At 74.8% G+C, this 17,714-nt stretch carries 15 protein-coding genes; 5 read left to right on the forward strand and 10 right to left on the reverse strand.

Annotated features, from left to right (window positions below):
* Positions 1 to 24: 24 nt before the first annotated feature.
* Positions 25 to 1,143 (reverse strand): ferredoxin reductase, encoded by a 1,119-nt coding sequence (locus HL189_RS20770; RefSeq protein WP_369135634.1) that lies wholly within the window; start codon positions 1,141 to 1,143, stop codon positions 25 to 27.
* Positions 1,144 to 1,233: 90 nt separating this feature from the next.
* Here HL189_RS20770 and HL189_RS20775 point away from each other — a divergent pair, with 90 nt between their 5' ends.
* Entirely contained in the window at positions 1,234 to 2,475 is a 1,242-nt protein-coding gene (locus HL189_RS20775; protein WP_369135635.1) for a PucR family transcriptional regulator, read from the forward strand.
* A 72-nt stretch (positions 2,476 to 2,547) separates the two neighbouring features.
* Here the strand turns inward: HL189_RS20775 and HL189_RS20780 are convergent, their stop codons facing one another.
* From HL189_RS20780 to HL189_RS20810, 7 genes are all read right to left on the reverse strand, one after another.
* On the reverse strand, positions 2,548 to 3,555 hold the full coding sequence (locus HL189_RS20780; protein WP_369135636.1) for a sugar phosphate isomerase/epimerase family protein: 1,008 nt from the start codon (positions 3,553 to 3,555) through the stop codon (positions 2,548 to 2,550).
* Positions 3,556 to 3,584: 29 nt separating this feature from the next.
* A complete protein-coding gene (gene xylA / locus HL189_RS20785; RefSeq protein ID WP_369135637.1) occupies positions 3,585 to 4,748 on the reverse strand; it encodes a xylose isomerase in 1,164 nt (387 codons plus the stop codon).
* Positions 4,745 to 5,926, reverse strand: coding sequence for a Gfo/Idh/MocA family protein (locus HL189_RS20790; RefSeq protein WP_369135638.1), 1,182 nt, complete (start codon positions 5,924 to 5,926; stop codon positions 4,745 to 4,747). Before HL189_RS20790 ends, xylA begins: the two co-directional genes overlap by 4 nt.
* Before the next feature lie 70 nt (positions 5,927 to 5,996).
* Positions 5,997 to 7,064 (reverse strand): substrate-binding domain-containing protein, encoded by a 1,068-nt coding sequence (locus HL189_RS20795; protein WP_369135639.1) that lies wholly within the window; start codon positions 7,062 to 7,064, stop codon positions 5,997 to 5,999.
* Between the two features lie 136 nt (positions 7,065 to 7,200).
* Positions 7,201 to 8,340, reverse strand: a complete 1,140-nt coding sequence (locus HL189_RS20800; protein WP_369135640.1) for an ABC transporter permease — start codon at positions 8,338 to 8,340, stop codon at positions 7,201 to 7,203.
* Positions 8,337 to 9,896 carry a sugar ABC transporter ATP-binding protein gene (locus HL189_RS20805; RefSeq protein ID WP_369135641.1) on the reverse strand — a complete coding sequence of 520 codons (1,560 nt, stop codon included), beginning with the start codon at positions 9,894 to 9,896 and terminating at the stop codon, positions 8,337 to 8,339. The genes HL189_RS20800 and HL189_RS20805 overlap by 4 nt, the downstream gene beginning before the upstream one ends.
* A 263-nt stretch (positions 9,897 to 10,159) precedes the next feature.
* Positions 10,160 to 11,374, reverse strand: coding sequence for an ROK family protein (locus tag HL189_RS20810; RefSeq protein ID WP_369135642.1), 1,215 nt, complete (start codon positions 11,372 to 11,374; stop codon positions 10,160 to 10,162).
* Positions 11,375 to 11,686: 312 nt separating this feature from the next.
* Between HL189_RS20810 and HL189_RS20815 the strand changes: the two genes are divergently transcribed.
* Together HL189_RS20815 and HL189_RS20820 are read left to right on the forward strand one after the other, a co-directional pair.
* The gene (locus HL189_RS20815; RefSeq protein WP_369135643.1) at positions 11,687 to 11,920 is read left to right on the forward strand and encodes a hypothetical protein; all 234 of its coding nucleotides are present in this window, start codon (positions 11,687 to 11,689) and stop codon (positions 11,918 to 11,920) included.
* 64 nt (positions 11,921 to 11,984) lie between these two features.
* Positions 11,985 to 12,152, forward strand: a complete 168-nt coding sequence (locus HL189_RS20820; RefSeq protein WP_369135644.1) for a hypothetical protein — start codon at positions 11,985 to 11,987, stop codon at positions 12,150 to 12,152.
* Positions 12,153 to 12,415: 263 nt separating this feature from the next.
* Here the strand turns inward: HL189_RS20820 and HL189_RS20825 are convergent, their stop codons facing one another.
* Both HL189_RS20825 and HL189_RS20830 read right to left on the reverse strand, forming a co-directional pair.
* Positions 12,416 to 13,501, reverse strand: a complete 1,086-nt coding sequence (locus HL189_RS20825; protein WP_369135645.1) for a glycosyltransferase family 4 protein — start codon at positions 13,499 to 13,501, stop codon at positions 12,416 to 12,418.
* Positions 13,498 to 14,568, reverse strand: a complete 1,071-nt coding sequence (locus HL189_RS20830) for a glycosyltransferase family 9 protein (RefSeq protein ID WP_369135646.1) — start codon at positions 14,566 to 14,568, stop codon at positions 13,498 to 13,500. Before HL189_RS20830 ends, HL189_RS20825 begins: the two co-directional genes overlap by 4 nt.
* Positions 14,569 to 14,646: 78 nt before the next feature.
* Here HL189_RS20830 and HL189_RS20835 point away from each other — a divergent pair, with 78 nt between their 5' ends.
* Positions 14,647 to 15,882, forward strand: a complete 1,236-nt coding sequence (locus HL189_RS20835; protein WP_369135647.1) for a glycosyltransferase family 4 protein — start codon at positions 14,647 to 14,649, stop codon at positions 15,880 to 15,882.
* Positions 15,879 to 17,696 (forward strand): glycosyltransferase, encoded by a 1,818-nt coding sequence (locus HL189_RS20840; RefSeq protein ID WP_369135648.1) that lies wholly within the window; start codon positions 15,879 to 15,881, stop codon positions 17,694 to 17,696. The genes HL189_RS20835 and HL189_RS20840 overlap by 4 nt, the downstream gene beginning before the upstream one ends.
* Positions 17,697 to 17,714: the final 18 nt, after the last annotated feature.

Raw genomic sequence — 17,714 nt, forward strand, 5'->3', positions numbered from 1 at the left:
GGGCTCTCCTCGGGTCGAAGCGGGTCAGTGGTCGATGTCGCAGGCGCCGGCGGCGGCGCTGATGCAGGTCTGGACGAGGACGCCGTCCCCGGGCGCGGCGGTGGTGACCTCGCCGTTGCGCAGGTCGCGGACCGCCCCCTCGCGCAGCGGGAGGACGCAGCCGTAGCAGATGCCCATCCGGCAGCCGCTGGGCATGAGCAGCCCGGCGTCCTCCGCGGCGTCGAGGATCGGGGTGGCACCGTCGACGTCGAGGGTGCGGCCGGACCTGCCGAAGGTGACGGTCCCGCCCTCCCCGGTGACCAGCACGCGGGGCCGGAACCGCTCGGTGTGCAGCCGGTCGGCGATCCCCTCGCCCTCCCAGTGCCGCTCGAGGCTCTCCAGCAGCCCGACCGGGCCGCATGCCCAGGTGGTGCGCTCGGCGAGGTCGGGCACCAGCTCGGCAAGGGCAGCGCCGTCGAGCAGCCCCTGGGCCGCCGTGTGGCGCTCCACCAGGCGGATGCTGCCCGCGGCGGCCAGCGCCCGCAGCTCGGCGCCGAAGATGACGTCGTCGGCGGTGGGCGCCGAGTGCACGACGACGACGTCCATGCCGGACGTCGACCGGGCCTCGTGGACCTGGTTGCGCAGGATGCCCATCACCGGGGTGATGCCCGAGCCGGCGGTGACGAACAGCGCCTTGGCCGGCCGCTGCTCGGGGAGGACGAACTCGCCGGTGGCCTGGTCGAGCTGGACGACGGTGCCCGGCCGCGTCCGGTGCACGAGGTGGTTGCTGACCTTCCCGTCCGGGATGGCCTTGACCGTGATGGTGAAGCAGCCGTCGGGGCGGCCCAGGACCGAGGTGATCGAGTAGGCGCGCCACAGCCGGACGCCGTCGACGTCGATGCCGATGCGGACGTACTGGCCGGGGGCGTGCGGCCGCCAGTCGCGGCCCGGGCGGATGACGACCGTCGCGGCATCCCGCGTCTCGTGCTGCACCGCCTCGATCCGGCCGCGCAGCGCCGCGCCGGACCTCAGCGGGTCGAGCAGGTCCAGGTAGTCGGCCGGCAGCAGCGGGGTGGTGATCAGCTCGGCCACCTTGAGCACCCGGTCGCGCAGCGCGCTCAGGGCCGGGCGGCCCCGAGAGGGACGCGGGACGGTGGCGGTCATGCCCTTGAGTCTTCCCGACGCCGAGCGCAATCCACTGTGCTCACGACGTGAATCGGACGGTAGGTTCTGTTCCGAGCGAACAAGGAAGAGGTGATTACGGCGAGCGATCCGATCGTCTTCCCGCCCGCGGTGGTGGCTGCGATGCAGGCGCAGCTCCCCGCCGTCGCCGAGCGCACCGTGGCGACCATCGTGGTGGAGGTCCCCAGCTACGCCGACGCCTTCGGCGGCGAGATGGGCCAGGCGATCCGCCGGGCCGTGCAGCTGGCCCTCGGCGGGTTCCTGGAGCTGGCGTCGCGGCCCGGCGGCGCGGACCCCAGCCGGCCGATCGGCCCGGCGCTGGAGGGCGCGTACGCGCTGGGCCGCGGCGAGGCGCGCAGCGGGCGGGCGATGGACGCGCTGCTGGCCGCCTACCGGGTCGGCGCCCGGGTGGCGTGGCGCCACATGAGCGAGACGGCGGTGGCGGCGGGGCTGGAGGTCGGCGCCGTGGCCCGGTTCGCCGAGCTGGTGTTCGCCTACATCGACCAGCTGTCGGCCTCCAGCGTGGCCGGGCACACCGACGAGCTGGAGACCACCGGTCGGGCCCGCCGGCACCACCTGGAGCGGCTCGGCGCGCTGCTGCTGGCCGGGCGGCCGCCGCACGACCTCGTGGTCGCCGCGCAGCGGGCCGACTGGCCGCCGCCGCGGACGCTGACCGCCGTCGTCCTGCCGGAGGACCGGGCCCGCGGCGCCCGCGCGCTGCTGGACCCGCGCACCCTGCAGGTCTCCGACGACGCGCCCGGCCTTGACCCGGCGGCCGACCTGGCCGTGCTGCTGGTGCCCGACGCGGGCGAGCGGGCCCGGCCCACGCTGCTGCGCGCGCTGGAGGGCCGGTCGGCCGCCGTCGGCCCGCCCCGGCCGTGGGTGCAGGTGGCCGCGTCCTACGAGCGGGTGCTCCGGGCGATGCGCCTGGGGATGACCGCCCCTGCGCCGGCCCCGCTGGACACCGAGCAGCGGCTGGCCGACCTGGTCCTGCGGGCCGATCCCGACGCCCTGGCCGACCTGCGGGCCGCCGCGCTGGCCCCGCTCACCGAGCTCAGCCCCGGCGTGCAGGAGAAGCTGACCGCGACCCTGCGCGCGTGGCTGCTGCACCACGGACGGCGGGAGCAGATCGCGGCCGCGCTGTTCGTGCACCCGCAGACCGTCCGGTACCGGATGGGGCAGCTGCGCGACCTCTACGGGAACCGGCTGGACGACCCGCAGACCGTCCTCGCGCTGACCCTCGCGCTGGGCAGCCGCCCCGACCCCGGGGTGGCCGGCACCGTCGCGCGCCCAGCGGCGCCTCGCCGGAGCTGAGGCACCGCCGAGCGCGCGACGGTGGGGACGGGCTGCCGAGCCCCCCGACTCGTCAGCCCTGTCCTGGGTGGATCAGTTGCCGCTGGAGAAGGCGGCGTCGAACGCGGCCGCCGGCGGGTCGAACGCCAGCCGCCGGACGAACTCCAGCGCCTCGGGCGCACCGACCAGGCGGTCCATCCCGGCGTCCTCCCACTCCACCGAGATGGGGCCGGCGTAGCCGATCGTGTTCAGCATGCGGAAGCAGGCCTCCCACGGGACGTCGCCGTGCCCGGTGGAGACGAAGTCCCAGCCGCGCCGCGGGTCGGCCCACGGCAGGTGCGACCCCATCCGGCCGTTGCGGCCGTTGCCCACCTGACGCTTCGCGTCCTTGCAGTCGACGTGGTAGATCCGGTCCTTGAAGTCCCAGAGGAAGCCGACCGGGTCCAGGTCCTGCCAGACGAAGTGGCTCGGGTCCCAGTTCAGCCCGAACGCCTCCCGGTGCCCGATGGCCTCGAGGGTGCGCACCGTCGTCCAGTAGTCGTAGGCGATCTCCGACGGGTGCACCTCGTGCGCGAAGCGCACCCCCACCTCGTCGAAGACGTCCAGGATCGGGTTCCAGCGGGCGGCGAAGTCCGCGTAGCCGTCCTCGATCATCGACTCGGGCACCGGCGGGAACATCGCCACGGTCTTCCAGATCTTCGACCCGGTGAAGCCGACGACGACGTCCACGCCCAGCTTCGCCGCCGCGCGGGCGGTCAGCTTCATCTCCTCGGCCGCCCGCTGCCGGACGCCCTCGGGGTCCCCGTCGCCCCACACCCGCGGGTGGACCATGCCGCGGTGCCGCTCGTCGATCGGGTCGTCGCAGACGGCCTGGCCGTTGAGGTGGTTGGAGATGGCGTAGACCGCCAGGCCGTACTTCTCCAGCAGGGCCTTGCGGTCGGCGACGTAGGAGTCGTCGCCGGCGGCGCGCTCGACGTCCAGGTGGTCACCCCAGCAGGCGATCTCCAGGCCGTCGTACCCCCAGTCGGAGGCCAGCCGGCAGACCTCCTCGAACGGCAGGTCGGCCCACTGGCCGGTGAACAGGGTGACAGGGCGGGGCATGTCTCTCCTCTCGGAAGGGGTGGGGCGCGTCAGCGCACGCCGAACAGGTGCTCCATGGCGAGCTGGTCCAGGTGCTCGAAGTGCATGCCGCGCTTGGCGAGTTCGTCGGGGTCGTGCCGCTCGGCGCGCAGCGCGTCCAGCGACTCCCCCTCCCCCAGGGTCGGGAGGGCCAGCTGGTCGACCCGGGCGGCCGCCAGCGCCTCGACGACCTCCGGGTCGGCGCGGAAGGCCCGCACCTTCTCCCGCAGGATCAGGTAGTTCCGCATGCACGCCGCGGCGGTGCCCCAGACGTCCTCGGGGTCCTCGGTGCGCGCCGGCTTGTAGTCGAAGTGCACGTAGCTGTCGTAGCGCCGGCCGGTGCCGGCGCCCTCCAGTACGTCGACGGTCCAGAACGCCCCGCGCAGGTTGCCCGCGCCGAAGCGGAGGTCCTGGTCGTAGCGCGGGCCGTGCTGGCCGTTGAGGTCGATGTGGAAGAGCTTGCCGTGCCAGAGCGCCTGGGCGATGCCCTGGGCGTAGTTGAGCCCGGCCATCTCCTCGTGCCCGACCTCGGGGTTGAGGCCGACCCGGTCGGGCTCCTCCAGGTCGTTGATGAAGGCCAGCGCGTGCCCGATGGTGGGCAGCAGGATGTCGCCGCGGGGCTCGTTGGGCTTGGGCTCCAGCGCGAAGCGGATGTCGTAGCCCTTGTCCCGGACGTAGCCGCAGAGCAGGTCCATCGACTCCTTGTAGCGGTCCAGCGCCGCCGAGACGTCCTTGCTGGCCCCGGACTCGGCACCCTCGCGCCCGCCCCACAGCACGTAGGTCTTCGCACCCAGCTCGGCCGCCAGGTCGATGTTGCGCAGCACCTTGGCCAGCGCGTACCGGCGGACCTCGCGGTCGTTGGCGGTCAGGCCACCGTCCTTGAACACCGCGTGCCCGAAGAGGTTGGTCGTGGCCATCTCCACGCCCAGCCCGGTCTCGGCCAGCGCCGCGGTGAACCGGTCGAGGGTGGCCTGCCGGGTGGCGTCGTCGGGCACCAGGTCGTCGTCGTGGAAGGTGACGGCGGCCGCGCCGAGCTCGGCGAGCCGGTGCACCGCCTCCACCGGGTCCACCGGCTCGCGGACGGCGCCGCCGAAGACGTCGACCCCCTGCCAGCCGACGGTCCACAGCCCGAAGCTGAACTTGTCGTCCTTGGTCGGGGTGAAGCGCTCGCTCATGCGGGGATCTCCGTCCAGGTGGATCGGTCGGCGGCGCTGCGCTCGACGGCGTCCAGCACGCGCTGGACCTGGAGCCCGTCGGCGAAGGAGGGGGTGGGCTGCTCGCCGGCGGCGAGTGCCTCCACCAGGTCCACGACCTGGTGGGTGAAGCCGTGCTCGTAGCCGAGGCCGTGCCCGGCCGGCCACCATGCCTCGACGTAGGGGTGCTCCGGCTCGGTGACGATGATCCGCCGGAAGCCGGCGGTCGCGGCCGGCTCGGCGCCGTCGAAGAACTCCAGCACGTTCATGTCCTCGAAGTCGAAGGCCAGGCTGCCCGCCGAACCGTTGACCTCGATCCGGATCGCGTTCTTGCGGCCCAGGGCGAAGCGGGTGGCCTCGAAGGTGGCCAGGGCGCCGTCGGTGAAGCGGCCGAGGAACACCGCGGCGTCGTCCACCGTCACCTCGCCCATGCCCTCGCCGCCGACGCCGCCGAGCTTGCCACTGCTGGCCGGCAGCGGCCGCTTCTTGACGAAGGTCTCCACCAGGGCGCTGACCCCGGTGAGGGTCTCCCCGGTGATGAACTGGGTGAGGTCGACGATGTGCGCCCCGATGTCGCCGAGCGCGCCGGAGCCCGCCTTGTCCCGCTCCAGCCGCCACGACATGGGGGCGGCGGGGTCGGCGATCCAGTCCTGCAGGTACTGCGCGCGGACGTGCCGGACCTGCCCGATCCGGCCCTCGGCGACCAGCCGGCGGGCCAGCGCGATGGCCGGCACCCGCCGGTAGGTGAAGCCGACCATGGCCCGCACGCCGGCGCCGGCCGCGCGCTCGGCGGCCGCGGCCATTGCCTCGGCCTCGGCGACGGTGTTGGCCAGCGGCTTCTCGCAGAGCACGTGCTTGCCGGCCTCGAGCGCGGCGATGGCGATCTCGGCGTGGGTGTGGCCGGGGGTGCAGATGTCGACCAGGTCGACGTCGTCCCGCTCGAGGACCCGGCGCCAGTCGGTCTCGGTGCCCGCCCAGCCCAGCCGGTCGGCGGCGGCGGTCACCGCGGCGGCGTCCCGGCCGGCCAGCACGGTCAGCTCGGGATGGAGCGGGAGGTCGAAGAAGCGCGGCGCGGTCCGCCACGCGTGGGAGTGGGCGACGCCCATGAAGGCGTACCCGATCTGGCCGACACGCAGCGCCGGCCGGACTGCTGAGGACATGCTGGGCTCCAGGAAGAGGACCGGGGTCGCCGGTGACCTGGTCAGGTCACCGGCGACCCCGGTCGGCCGGTCAGGACTCGAACGCGGCGTCGATGTACTGGTCGACGTTGTCGGCGGTCACGACGGGGGCGTCGAGCACGGTCCGCCGCGGCACGCCCTGGGAGGCCAGGTCGGACAGGCTCTTGTCCTGGGCGATCAGCCGGGCGAGCTTCACGCCGTCCGCTGCCTGGGTGTGCGGGTAGATGACGGTGGCCTTCAGCACCGAGTCGTCGGCCTGGATGCTGCGCATCGCGTTCGCCGAGCCGGCGCCACCGACCATGATGAACTCGTCACGGCCGGCGTTGTTGATCGCGGCCAGGACGCCGACGCCCTGGTCGTCGTCGTGGTTCCACAGGGCGTCGATCTGCGGCGCGGCCTGCAGCAGGTTCGCCGCCGCCTCCTCGCCGCCCTCGACGGTGAAGTCCGCCGCCACCCGGTTGCTGACCGTGAGACCGCAGTCGGCCAGCGCGTCGGCGAAGCCCTGGCTGCGGTCCTGGGTCAGCGGCAGGGAGTCGATGCCGGCGATCTCGGCGACGATCGCGCCGGGCTGGCTGCCCAGCTGCGAGCAGACGTAGGTGCCGGCCGAGACGCCCATGCCGTAGTTGTCGCCCAGGATCGTGGCGCGGGCAGCGAACGGGCTGTCGAACTCGCGGTCGACGTTGATGACCGGGATGCCGGCCTCCATCGCCTCGAGCGCGACCGGGGTCAGCGCGGCGCCGTCGAAGGGCAGCAGCACGATCGCGTCGACGCCGTCGTTGATGAAGGTCTCGACCTGGCTGATCTGCGCGCTGACGTCGTTGGTGCCCTCGGCGACGATGAGCTCGACGTCCTCGTAGTTCTCCGCCTCGGCCCGGGCGGCCTCGGTGATGCCGGCCATCCAGCCGTGGTCGGCGGCGGGCGCCGAGAACCCGATGCGGACGGTGTCGCCCGGGTCGTCGTTGGCGCTGGCGGCGTTGTTGCTGCCGCCACCCCCGCCGCCGCTGCTGCTCTCGCTCTCGGGGGTGTTGCTGGTGCACCCGGTGACCAGGGCGGTGGCCCCGACCGCGCAGACGGCGGTGGTCATCAGGCGGCGAAAACGGCGCTGCCTCGTCGCAGACATGTGCTTCTCCTCGCGGATCGCCTCCCTGGCGCCGATGGCCAGGTCGTCGTGGTGGGCTGGTCGGGGTGGTGCGACAACGGACCAGCGGTCCGCTGGTGGTGCTGATCCCCGCGCGGCGGGCGGCGCCGCGCCGGGATCAGGTCGTGGGGCCGGCGGCTGCGCCGGGCGTGGGGGTGCCGGAGGGGCTGCCGGGGATGCTCGTGCCCGCCGCCTCCGGGGTGCCGCCGCGGAGCCCGCGCCGGCGGGGGTTGCGGTTGGCCACCCGCTGCTGCAGCAGGACGGCGAGGACGATGATCACGCCCTTCGCCACCGCCTGCGCGGAGCTGGACAGGTTGTTGAGCGTGAAGACGTTGCTCAGCGTGGTGAAGATCAGCACGCCGAGCACGGTGCCGACGATCGTGCCGCGGCCTCCGATGAGCAGCGTGCCGCCGATGACGACCGCGGCGATGGCGTCGAGCTCGTAGAGGGTGCCGTGGGTCGAGCTGCCGGTCGTCGTCCGGGCCATCAGCATGACCGCGGCGATGCCGCAGGCCACGCCGGAGAGGACGTAGAGGTACACGGTGTGGCGCTGGACCCGGATGCCGGCCAGGCGGGCGGCCTCGGCGTTGCCGCCGACGGCGAAGGTGTGCCGGCCGAACCTGGTCCGGTTGAGCAGCACCCAGCCGAGGACCGCCACCAGGGCGAAGATGATCACCAGGGTGGGGATGCCGAGCACGTCCCCGGAGAAGAACCGGATGAAGCTCTGGTCCTGCACGATCTGGGTGCGCCGGTTGGCGATGATCTCGGCGAGGCCGCGGGCGGCGGCGAGCATGGCGAGGGTGGCGATGAAGGCGACCAGCTTGCCGTAGGCGATGACCACGCCGTTGACCAGGCCGCAGGCGGCGCCGACCAGGATCGCGGTCCCGACCATGACGATCCAGTGGAAGTCGGCGGCCATCGCCTGGGTGGCCAGCGTGGTGGCCCAGATCGAGGAGAGGGCCACGATGGCCCCCACCGACAGGTCGATGCCGCCGCCGATGATGACGAAGGTCATGCCGACGCTCACCACGCCGATGACCGCGGCCAGTCGCAGGATGGTCAGCACGTTGTCCACGTCGGCGAACCGGTCGCCGGCGGTGACCAGCCCGGCGATGCACAGCAGCACCAGGGCGACCACCAGGCCGAGGTTGCGTCCCAGGGGACCGGCCATGAGCCCGCCACCGCCTCCCCGGTGCCGTCGCGTCGGAGTGCCGTCGGCCGTGCCGTCGGCCCGCGTCGTCGTCGCGGTGTCGCTCATGCCACGTCCCCTTCTCGTGCGGCTCCCGAGGTGGAGACCGCTCCCTGCATCACGAGGTCGAGCACCTTGTGCTCGTCGAGTTCGTCCGCCGGGGCACTGGTGACCACGGCGCCGTCGGCCACCACGAGGACGCGGTCGGCCAGGCCCAGCACCTCCGGGATCTCGCTGGACACGACCACGACGGCCACGCCGCGGTCGGCCAGCGCCCGGATCAGGGCGTAGATCTCCGATCGGGCGCCCACGTCGACACCACGGGTCGGCTCGTCCAGCAGCAGCACCCGGCAGTCGCGCAGCAGCCAGCGGGCGAGCACGACCTTCTGCTGGTTGCCGCCGGAGAGGGTGCGGACCTCGCGGTCGACGTCCGGCGGCCGGACGTCGAGGGCCCGCACCTGCTCGCGGGCCGCGGCCTTCTCCGGCCCGCCGGTGAGGAAGCCGCCCCGGGTGAACCGGGAGAGGCTGGAGATGCTGATGTTCTGGTAGACGGGGTCGCCGAGCAGCAGGCCCTGGCTCTTGCGCTCCTCGGGCGCCAGGCCGACCCCGGCGGACACGGCCGCCGCCACGTCGCCGGAGCGCAGCTTGCGGCCGCCCACCTTGACCGTGCCCGTGGTGGCCTTCCGGGCGCCGTAGATGGTCTCGAGGATCTCGGAGCGGCCGGAGCCGACCAGGCCGGCCAGGCCCACGACCTCGCCCGGCCGCACGTCGAACTCCACCCCGCTGAAGCTGCCGGCCAGGGAGAGGCCGGCCACCTCCAGCAGCGGCGCGGCCTCCTGCTCGGGCAGCGCGCGGCGGGGCGGGAAGACGTACTCGATCGTCCGGCCGGTCATCAGCGTGATGACCTCGCGGGTCGGGGTGTCCTGGACCGGCAGGCCGGTGGCGACCGTGCGGCCGTCCTTGAGGACGGTGATCCGGTCGCCGACCTGGCGGATCTCCTCCAGCCGGTGGGAGATGTAGACGACGGCCACGCCCTCGTCGGTGAGGTCGCGGATGACCTGGAAGAGGTGGTCCACCTCTTCGCTGTCCAGCACCGCGGAGGGCTCGTCCATCACGATCAGCCGGGCGTTCTGCGACAGGGCGCGCGCCATGCTGACCATCTGCTGCTGCGCCGCCGACAGCGAGCCGACCTCGGCGGTGGGCCGGATCTCCGGGTGCCCGAGCCGGGTGAGCAGCTCACCGGCCGCCTTGTTGGCCTGCGCGGGCCGGGTCAGGCCGAGCCGGCTGCGCTCCCGGCCGAGGAAGACGTTGTCCGCGACGGTGAGCCCGGAGACCAGGTCGAGCTCCTGGTAGATGGTCGCGATCCCGAGGGTCATGGCCGCCTGCGGGTCGCCGAGGGTGACCGGGGCGCCGTCCCAGGTGATGTGGCCGTCGTCGGGCTGGTGCGCGCCGGCGAGGACCTTGATCAGGGTGGACTTGCCCGCGCCGTTCTGGCCGAGCAGGCAGTGGACCTCCCCCGCGCGGACCTCCAGGTCCACACCGTCGAGGGCCCGGACGCCGGGGAACTGCTTCACGATCCCGTGCATCTCGAGCAGCGTCGGCGACGCGGCGGACTGCGCGCTCACGCAGCCGCTCCGCCGACGGGAGTCGAGGCTTCGGACACTGTGACCATCTCCTACTTATGCTCAGCACTGAACAGAAGTTCGTGAGGCCGGACACTATGTCCCGCGCCACAGCCGGTCAAGGGCCGTCCTGGACGGTTACAGAACCGCAACCTCCCATCGGGTGAGAGGTGGCCCTGCGCGACCGCCCCCCTCCCGGGAGCTCCCGGCGGGCGCGCGCCGGGGCCCGCCCCGTCAGGAACGGGACGGGCGGAGGGTGTCCATGATCAGCGGCCGGTCCGGGTGCCGGCCGGCGACGCGCCGGTGACCTGCTCGTCGGCACGGGCCAGCTGGTGCACGGAGTCCTCGTCGAGGAAGCCCTCGATCGCCATCAGCGCCGCGCCGAGCCGCCCGGAGAGGTCCGGCGCGTCGCTGACGGTGATGTCCAGCGCCCGCGCGGCCAGGGGCATGGAGCGGCCGTAGACCGCCTCGCGGATGCCGGCGAGCAGCGGCGCGCCGGCCTGGGCCACGCCACCGGTCATGACGATGCGGTGGGGGTTGAAGAAGTTGACCAGGCTGGCCAGGACCGTGCCGATGGTCCGGCCCGAGTTCCGGACCAGCTCGAGGACCGAGCCGTCGCCGCGCACCGCCAGCTCGACCAGCTCGCGCGTCGTGCTCACCGGCACCCCGGCCGCCCGGGCGTCGCGCAGCAGCGCGCCACCGCCGGCGATGGCCTCCAGGCAGTTCTCGTTGCCGCACCGGCAGATCACGGTCTGCCCGCCCGGCGGCGTCACGGAGATGTGCCCGATGTCCCCGGCGCTGCCCTGGGCGCCGCGGTAGACCCGGCCGTCGACGATGATCCCGCAGCCGATGCCCGTGCCGACCTTCACGACGAGCACGTCCTCGTCGGACCCGGCGATGCCCATCTCGCCCAGGGCCATGACGTTGACGTCGTTGTCGGCGTAGACCTGGCACTCGTACCGGCCGAACGCGCTGGGGATCGGGTAGTCGTGCCAGCCGGGCATGATCGGCGGGTGGAACGGCCGCCCGGTGGAGAACTCCACCGGGCCGGGCACGCCCACGCCCACGGCGCACACGTCGGCGGGGGTGAGCCCGGCCGCGGCCAGCGCCTCCTGTGCCAGCCGGTCGACCTCGGCGAGCACCACGTCGGGCCCTTCGCCGATGTCGATCGGATGGCCGATCGTCTCGATGATCTGCGCGGAGAGGTCGGTCACCGCGACGTCGACGCTGGTCACACCGAGGTCCACGGCCAGCACGCAGCCCGCCCGGCTGTTGAAGCGCAGCAGCGTGGGCGGCCGACCACCGGTGCTCCAGCCCCGGCCACCCTCCTCCAGCAGGTTGGCGGCGATCAGCTGGTCCACCCGCGCGCTCACCGTGTTGCGGGACGCGCCGGTGAGGGCCACCAGCTCCGCCCGGCTGCGGGCGCGGCCGGTGCGCACATGCCGCAGCAGTGCGCTGGCCGAAGCGGAGGGGTGCGCCACGCCGCAATAGTGGCACGCCGACCGGACCGGGCGGGACGGCTGGCACGTCACCCGACCGGGTACCGCGCGGCCGTGAGCATCGACGTCCGGCCGGGCACCGTGGCCCTCTGCACCGACGTGGTCTGCGCCTGGCCCACCGTGGCGCTGCACCGCTGCCACGCTGCCCGGTCACGACTCGGGCTCGACGACGACCTCCGGGTGGACCTGCGGCTCTTCTCCTGGAGGGCGTCAACCGCTTCGCCCTTCCCCGGCGCACGGTGGATGCGGAGATCCCGGTGGTCGGCCAGCTGGAGCCCGGCTCGGGATGAGCCCGTGGCAGGCCGAGGGACCAGCCAGGACGATGTCCAGGGCAGCCCGCACTTCTTCCTGGCCGACGGCAGCGACGTGCACGACCCCGGCATCGCCCTGCACCGGGACGAGCAGGACGGCTACCCGGTGGTCGACTCCGACGACCCCGGTGCCTCCGAGGACCTGGCGCGGCGGGCCGCCGGGGCGACGGCTGACCCCACCGACGACGGAGGCGTGCCCGGTGTCACCACCGGGTAGCGTGCCCCTGGGAGTGTCAGCCCGATCACCGCGGCTGGAACCGCGGTCCGCATGGGGAGGCGCCATGACGACACCGGATGCGCCCGTCCCGGACGACGGCCAGCGCCCCGACGCGGCGTCGCCGGAGCCGGGGGGCGCGCCCGGCGCGGAGCTGGGCATGTCGGAGGAGGCCGGGAGCACGTTCGAGCCCGAGGAGGACCCGGGACCCGACCAGGGTGGCCGTTCCTCCTGAGCCGGGCGCGCGCCGGCGCGGAGGCCTGCCGCCGCTGCGAGCAGGCCTGCCGCGAGCTGCTGGGTCCGCTCCGATGACTGTCAGGCTGGCCGGGTCGGTTCATCGGTGATGGGCTGATGGCCGGTAGCAGCGGGTGTGACCCTTCGCCTGACTGGCTCCGTGCCTTCGGCGCGACTCGTCCGCCTGCTGCTGCCGGCACCGGCCCGGCCGGAGACGTTGGCCTGGTGCTCGCCACGACGGCCCGGGGACGCACCCCGGAGCCGCTACGCGCCGCGCGGCACGTCGTCCGCGGCGACTGACCGGGGCCGGCCCGCCAGCCGGTCGAGCAGCGCGAACGTGCGCCGGGCCATGAGGTCCGCGCTCATCTCGCGCACCGCCCGCCGGCGCGCCCGGGCGCCCAGGTCCACAGCGTCGACGGGGTCGCGCAGCAGGCTGCCCAGCGCGGTGGCGAGGGCGGCGTCGTCCTCGGCGGGCACCACGAGCGCGTCCTCCCCCACCGCCGCCGCCACCCCGCCGACGTCGGTCGTCACGCACGGCAGGCCGGCCGCCATCGCCTCCAGCAGCACCAGCGGCAGCGCCTCCCGCCGGGAGGACAGGCAGAAGACGTCCAGCCCGGTCAGGAAGCCGGGCACGTCCTCGACGAACCCGCGGAAGGTGACGGGCAGGCCGGCTGCGGCGCGACGCAGCTCCCGCTCATCACGCCCGCTGCCTCCGATGACCACCTCGACGGGGGTCCCCTCGGCGACGAGCCGGGCAACGGCCCGGAGCAGCACGTCGATGCCCTTCTGCGCGGTCAGCCGGCCCAGCGCGCCCACCCGCGGTGGTACCCGGCCGGCCGGCCCGCTGGCGACCGCCGGGAGGTCGACACCGTTGGGGACGACCTGCACCCGGTCCGCCGGCACGCCCAGCTCCCCGGCCACCTGGTTCCGCCCGTCGGCCGACGGCGTGAGCACCAGGGCGAGGCGCGCGTACAGAGCGGCGAGCCGGCGGTGCGCCTCGCCGGTGCCGGCGTCCCCGGCCAGGTGCAGGACGGCGGCCGTCGGGGCCACCTGCAGGGCGGCGGCGACGGCTGCGGTGTTCGAGCCCGGGTCGACGAGGTTGACCACGACGACATCCGGACGGTGGGCGGCGACCGCGTCCCGCAGCTCGGGCGCGGCCTCCCGGTGGCGGGCCAGCGGGACGTCGGTCCGCGGCGCCCCGGGGACGGCGGCGGCGAACCGCGCGGCGACCGGCTCCGCGCAGACCAGGGACGCCGACCAGCCGTTCGCCGGCGCCCGGCGGAGCAGGTGCGTCAGGTACACCTCCGCGCCGCCCCACGCGTCGGAGTCCGCGACGAACGTGACCCTCATCGGCTCCCCTGGGCCAGGAGCTGGCGGGCCGCTGCCACGACGTCCCCGGTCCGCACCGAGGCCGCGCACCGGAAGTCGATCGGGCACACCAGGTGGGGGCACGGCGCGCAGGCGACGTCCGCGACGACCGCCCGGTGCCGGGCACCGCGGTGCGCCCAGCGGACCGGGTCCCCGGGCAGGAACACCGTCACGCTCCGCGCGCCCACGGCGGCGGCCAGGTGCGCCGAGCCGGTGTCGTTGCCGATGAGCACCGCGCTGTCCCGCAGCAACGCGGCCAGCCCGCCGAGGCTGGTCGCCCCGGTGAGGTCGGTGACCGGTGAGGTCATCCGCGCCGCCACCGCACCGGCGAGGTCCCGCTCCGCCGGGACGCCGCTGAGGACGACGTCCCAGCCGTCGGCGGCCAGCACGTCGCCGACCGCCGCGTACCGCTCCACCGGCCAGCGGCGGGTCGGGGAGGAGGCTCCCGGGTGCAGCACGACGTACCCGCCGGCGCCCAGCCCCGCGCGGGCGAGCGTGGCGGCGTGCTCGGCATCGTCGTCCGCGGTGATCGGGAAGCTCATCGCGGGTGACGGACCCGCCGGCAGGCCGAGGTGCTCGAACAGCCGCAGGTGCCGCTCCACCTCGTGCAGGTGCCGCGGATAGCGGAGGTGCAGTGACGCCCGGGCCGCCGGGGCCTCCCACCCGGTCGGCGCGAAGCCGCCCACGAGCGGCGCCCCGAGCGCCGCGGCGACCCGGTTGGCGGCGGGCCGGTCGCCGTAGACCTGCAGCGCGAGATCGAAACGCCGCGCGGCGGCCGCAGCGACGAAGGGCGCCCACCCGTCGGCGTCCGGGGCCCGTTCCGGGATCCCCTGGGCCCCGGGGAAGGCCAGGAGCTCGTCGACGGCGTCGCCCATCCGCTCGACCACCGGCGCCATCTCCGGCCAGGTGACGAGGCTGACCCGCAGGTCCGGCCGGTGCTCCCGGAGCCGGCGCAGGGCGGGCAGCGAGCACAGCAGGTCACCGAGCCCCACCCGCAACCGCACCAGCGCCACCCGCCGGACGGCGGGATCGGCGAGGGGAGCGGGCACCGGGCCATCCTGCCGCGCTCCCCGCCGGGGAGGACGTTCTGCTGTACTGCCGTTCCGCTGCGAGGAAGAGGTGCGCGCGTGCCACGCTGGGACCCCGCGGGAGTGCACGTGCTGCGGCTGTGCAGCGTCTTCGAGCCGGCGCACACCGCGACGTGGCCGGCGGGCGGGCTCGATCCCCGGGCCGCCCGGTTCGACCCGATCGGCGGCATGCAGAACCACACGGCCGCGCTGACCCGCGCCCTCGACGTCCAGGGGCACCGGCAGACGGTCCTCACCTCCCGGCTCGCCGCCGAACCGGGCACCCAGTCCCTCGGCCGGCGCGCCCGGGTCCGCCGGTCGGGACTGCCCCTGCGCCGGTTCCGCCAGCTGTGGGCGCTGGCGTCGCTGCCGTCCGTGCTCCGGCCCGGCGCACCGGTGGACGTCGTCCACGCCCACCAGGGCGAGGACCTCGCGACCCTCCTCCTGGCCCGGCTGGCCGCCCGCCGGCACCACTGCCCGCTCGTCGTCACCGTGCACTGCAGCGTCGGGCACACGCTCCGCGGGAACGCGCCGCGGGACCGGTTGCTGCGCTCCCTCGGCGGCCGTGTGGAACGCAGCACGCTGCGCCGGGCCGACGCGGTGGTCGTGCTCACCGCGCGCGCCGCGGCAGCCCTCCGGGACGACGGGGTCGACCCGGGCCGGGTGCACACGATCCCCTCCGGGTTCGAACCGTCGCTGTTCGAGACGGAACGGGACGACGTGTTCCCGGCCGCGGGCCGCCCCCGGATCGGCTACGTGGGCCGGCTCGCGCCGCAGAAGCGCGCCGACCTGCTGGTCCAGGCGTTCGGGCGGATGCGCGAGCCGGCCCACCTGGTCATCGTCGGCGACGGTCCCGAGCGGGCCCGGGTGGAACGGCTGGTGCAGCGCAGTCCAGCGGCCGAGCGGATCACCTCCCGGGGGTTCGTCGAGCACTCCGTCGTCCCCGGCGTGCTGGCGTCCCTGGACGTGCTGGTGCTGCCGTCGGCGTACGAGGAGATGGGCTCGGTGCTGGTCGAGGCGATGGTCGCCGGGCTGCCGGTGGTCGCCAGCGACGTCGGCGGGATCCCCGAGGTCGTGCGCGACGGCGAGACCGGCCTGCTGGTCCCGCCCGGCGACGTCGCGGCGCTGGCCGGCGCGCTGGACCGGCTGGTAGCCGACCCGGAGCTGCGCTCCCGGCTGGCCGCCGGGGCGCGGGCGCTGTCGCGCGACTACTCCTGGGCGTCCCTGGCCGCCCGGATCGCGGACGTGTACCGGCAGGTCCAGGACCGGGACGCCGTGCGCATCACCGCGGCATGAGGACGGCGCGGGTCGCCGCCCTCGTCCCGGTCCACGACCAGGCTGCGTTCCTGCCGCGGGCGCTGGACGGCCTGCTGGCCCAGTCGGTGACCGACTGGGAGGCAGTGGTCGTCGACGACGGGTCACCCGACCCCGACGCGGTCGCCGCGGCCGTGCGGGCGATGGCCGACGACCGTCTCCGCCTGGTGCGCTCGGCGGACAACCGCGGACTCGGGGCGACGCTGAACGCCGGGCTGGACGCGACGACCACGCCGGTGGTCGCGTACCTGCCCGCCGACGACGTCTGGTTCGCCGACCACCTGTCCCGGCTGCTCGGCTGCCTCGACGACCCGGGGGTCGTGCTCGCCCGGACCGGGCTGGCCGATCCGGCCGGGACCGCCTACGCGCAGCTCGTCCAGGTCGCGCACCGCCGCACCGTGCACCGGTGGACCGAGCGAGCCGAGCTGGAGAGCGACGACCTGGACCGGCTGTTCTGGTCCCGGCTCGCGGTCGTCGGCCGGACCGCCGGGACCGGGGTGGTGACGTGCGCCTGGACCCGGCACCCCGGGCAGCGGTCCCGGGCCATCCGCGAGTCCTCCGACGGCGGCCTCAACGTCTTCCGGAGCCGGTACCGGGTGGCCGGGCCGCTGCGGTTCGCCTCGACCGACAGCGGGGAGGTCGACGAGGTCGCCCGCTACGCCCGGTTCCGGGCGGCCCGGTACCCCACGACGCCGGACGGGCTCAACGTGCTGCTGGTCGGCGAGCTGGCGTTCAACCCGGAGCGGGTGCTCGCGCTTCGCGAGCGCGGCCACCGGCTGACCGGGCTGTGGTCCCCCGACGGGCTGGGCGACGCCACGGTGGGCCCGCTCCCCTTCGGGCACGTCCCGGACCTGGACCGGACCCGGTGGCGCGAGGCGGTGCGGGAGCTGGTTCCGGACGTCGTGTGGGCGCAGCTGAACTGGCGCGCCGTCCCCTTCGCGCACGCGGTGCGGGAAGCGTTCCCCGGCGTGCCGTTCGTGTGGCACTTCAAGGAGGCGCCGCAGCGCAGCACCGTCCGCGGCGAGTGGCCGCTGCTCGCCGACCTCGTCGTCCGGGCCGACGCCTGCCTGCTCGCCACCGACGAGGAGCGCGACTGGTTCGCCACCGCGCTGCGAGGCCGCGTGGACCCCGCCCGGCTCGGCGTGCTGGACGGCGACCTGCCCAAGCGCGAGTGGCTGGACGCCCCGCGGAGCCCGAAGCTGTCCGACACCGACGGGGAGCCGCACACCGTCGTCCTCGGCCGCCCGGCCGGGCTCGACGCCTCGTGGGTGGTCGGGCTGGCCCGGCGCGGGGTCCACACCCACCTGTACGGCCAGGTGCGCGCCCCGGGCCCGAAGGGCGCCTGGACGACCTGGCTGGACGAGGCGCTGTCCGCCGCACCCGGGTACGTGCACCTGCACCCGGCCGTGGGCCCGGAGGACTGGGTGCCGGAGCTGTCCCGGTACGACGCCGGCTGGCTGCACCGGTTCTCCAGTTCCAACGGCGGCGAGCTGCGGCGGGCCACCTGGGACGACCTCAACTCCCCCGCTCGGCTGCCGGTGCTGCTGGCCGCCGGCCTGCCCCTGCTGCAGCAGGCCAACCCCGGCTCGCTGGTCAGCGTCGAGCGGGTGCTGCGCGCCGAGGGCACCGGCCTGTTCTACCGGGATCCCGACGACGTGGCCGCGGTGCTGGCCGAGGAGCTCGCCGGGCGCCACGGCGCCGCCGCGGCGCTGGCGGTCCGGGAGCGGCACACCTTCGACGCGCACGCCGACCGCCTGGTCGACCTCTTCCGCTCCCTCACCCGCCAGCGGCCATAGGCGCGACTTCGGCCGCTC

The sequence above is a fragment of the Modestobacter sp. I12A-02662 genome (assembly GCF_041028325.1).
Taxonomy (GTDB): Bacteria; Actinomycetota; Actinomycetes; order Mycobacteriales; family Geodermatophilaceae; genus Modestobacter.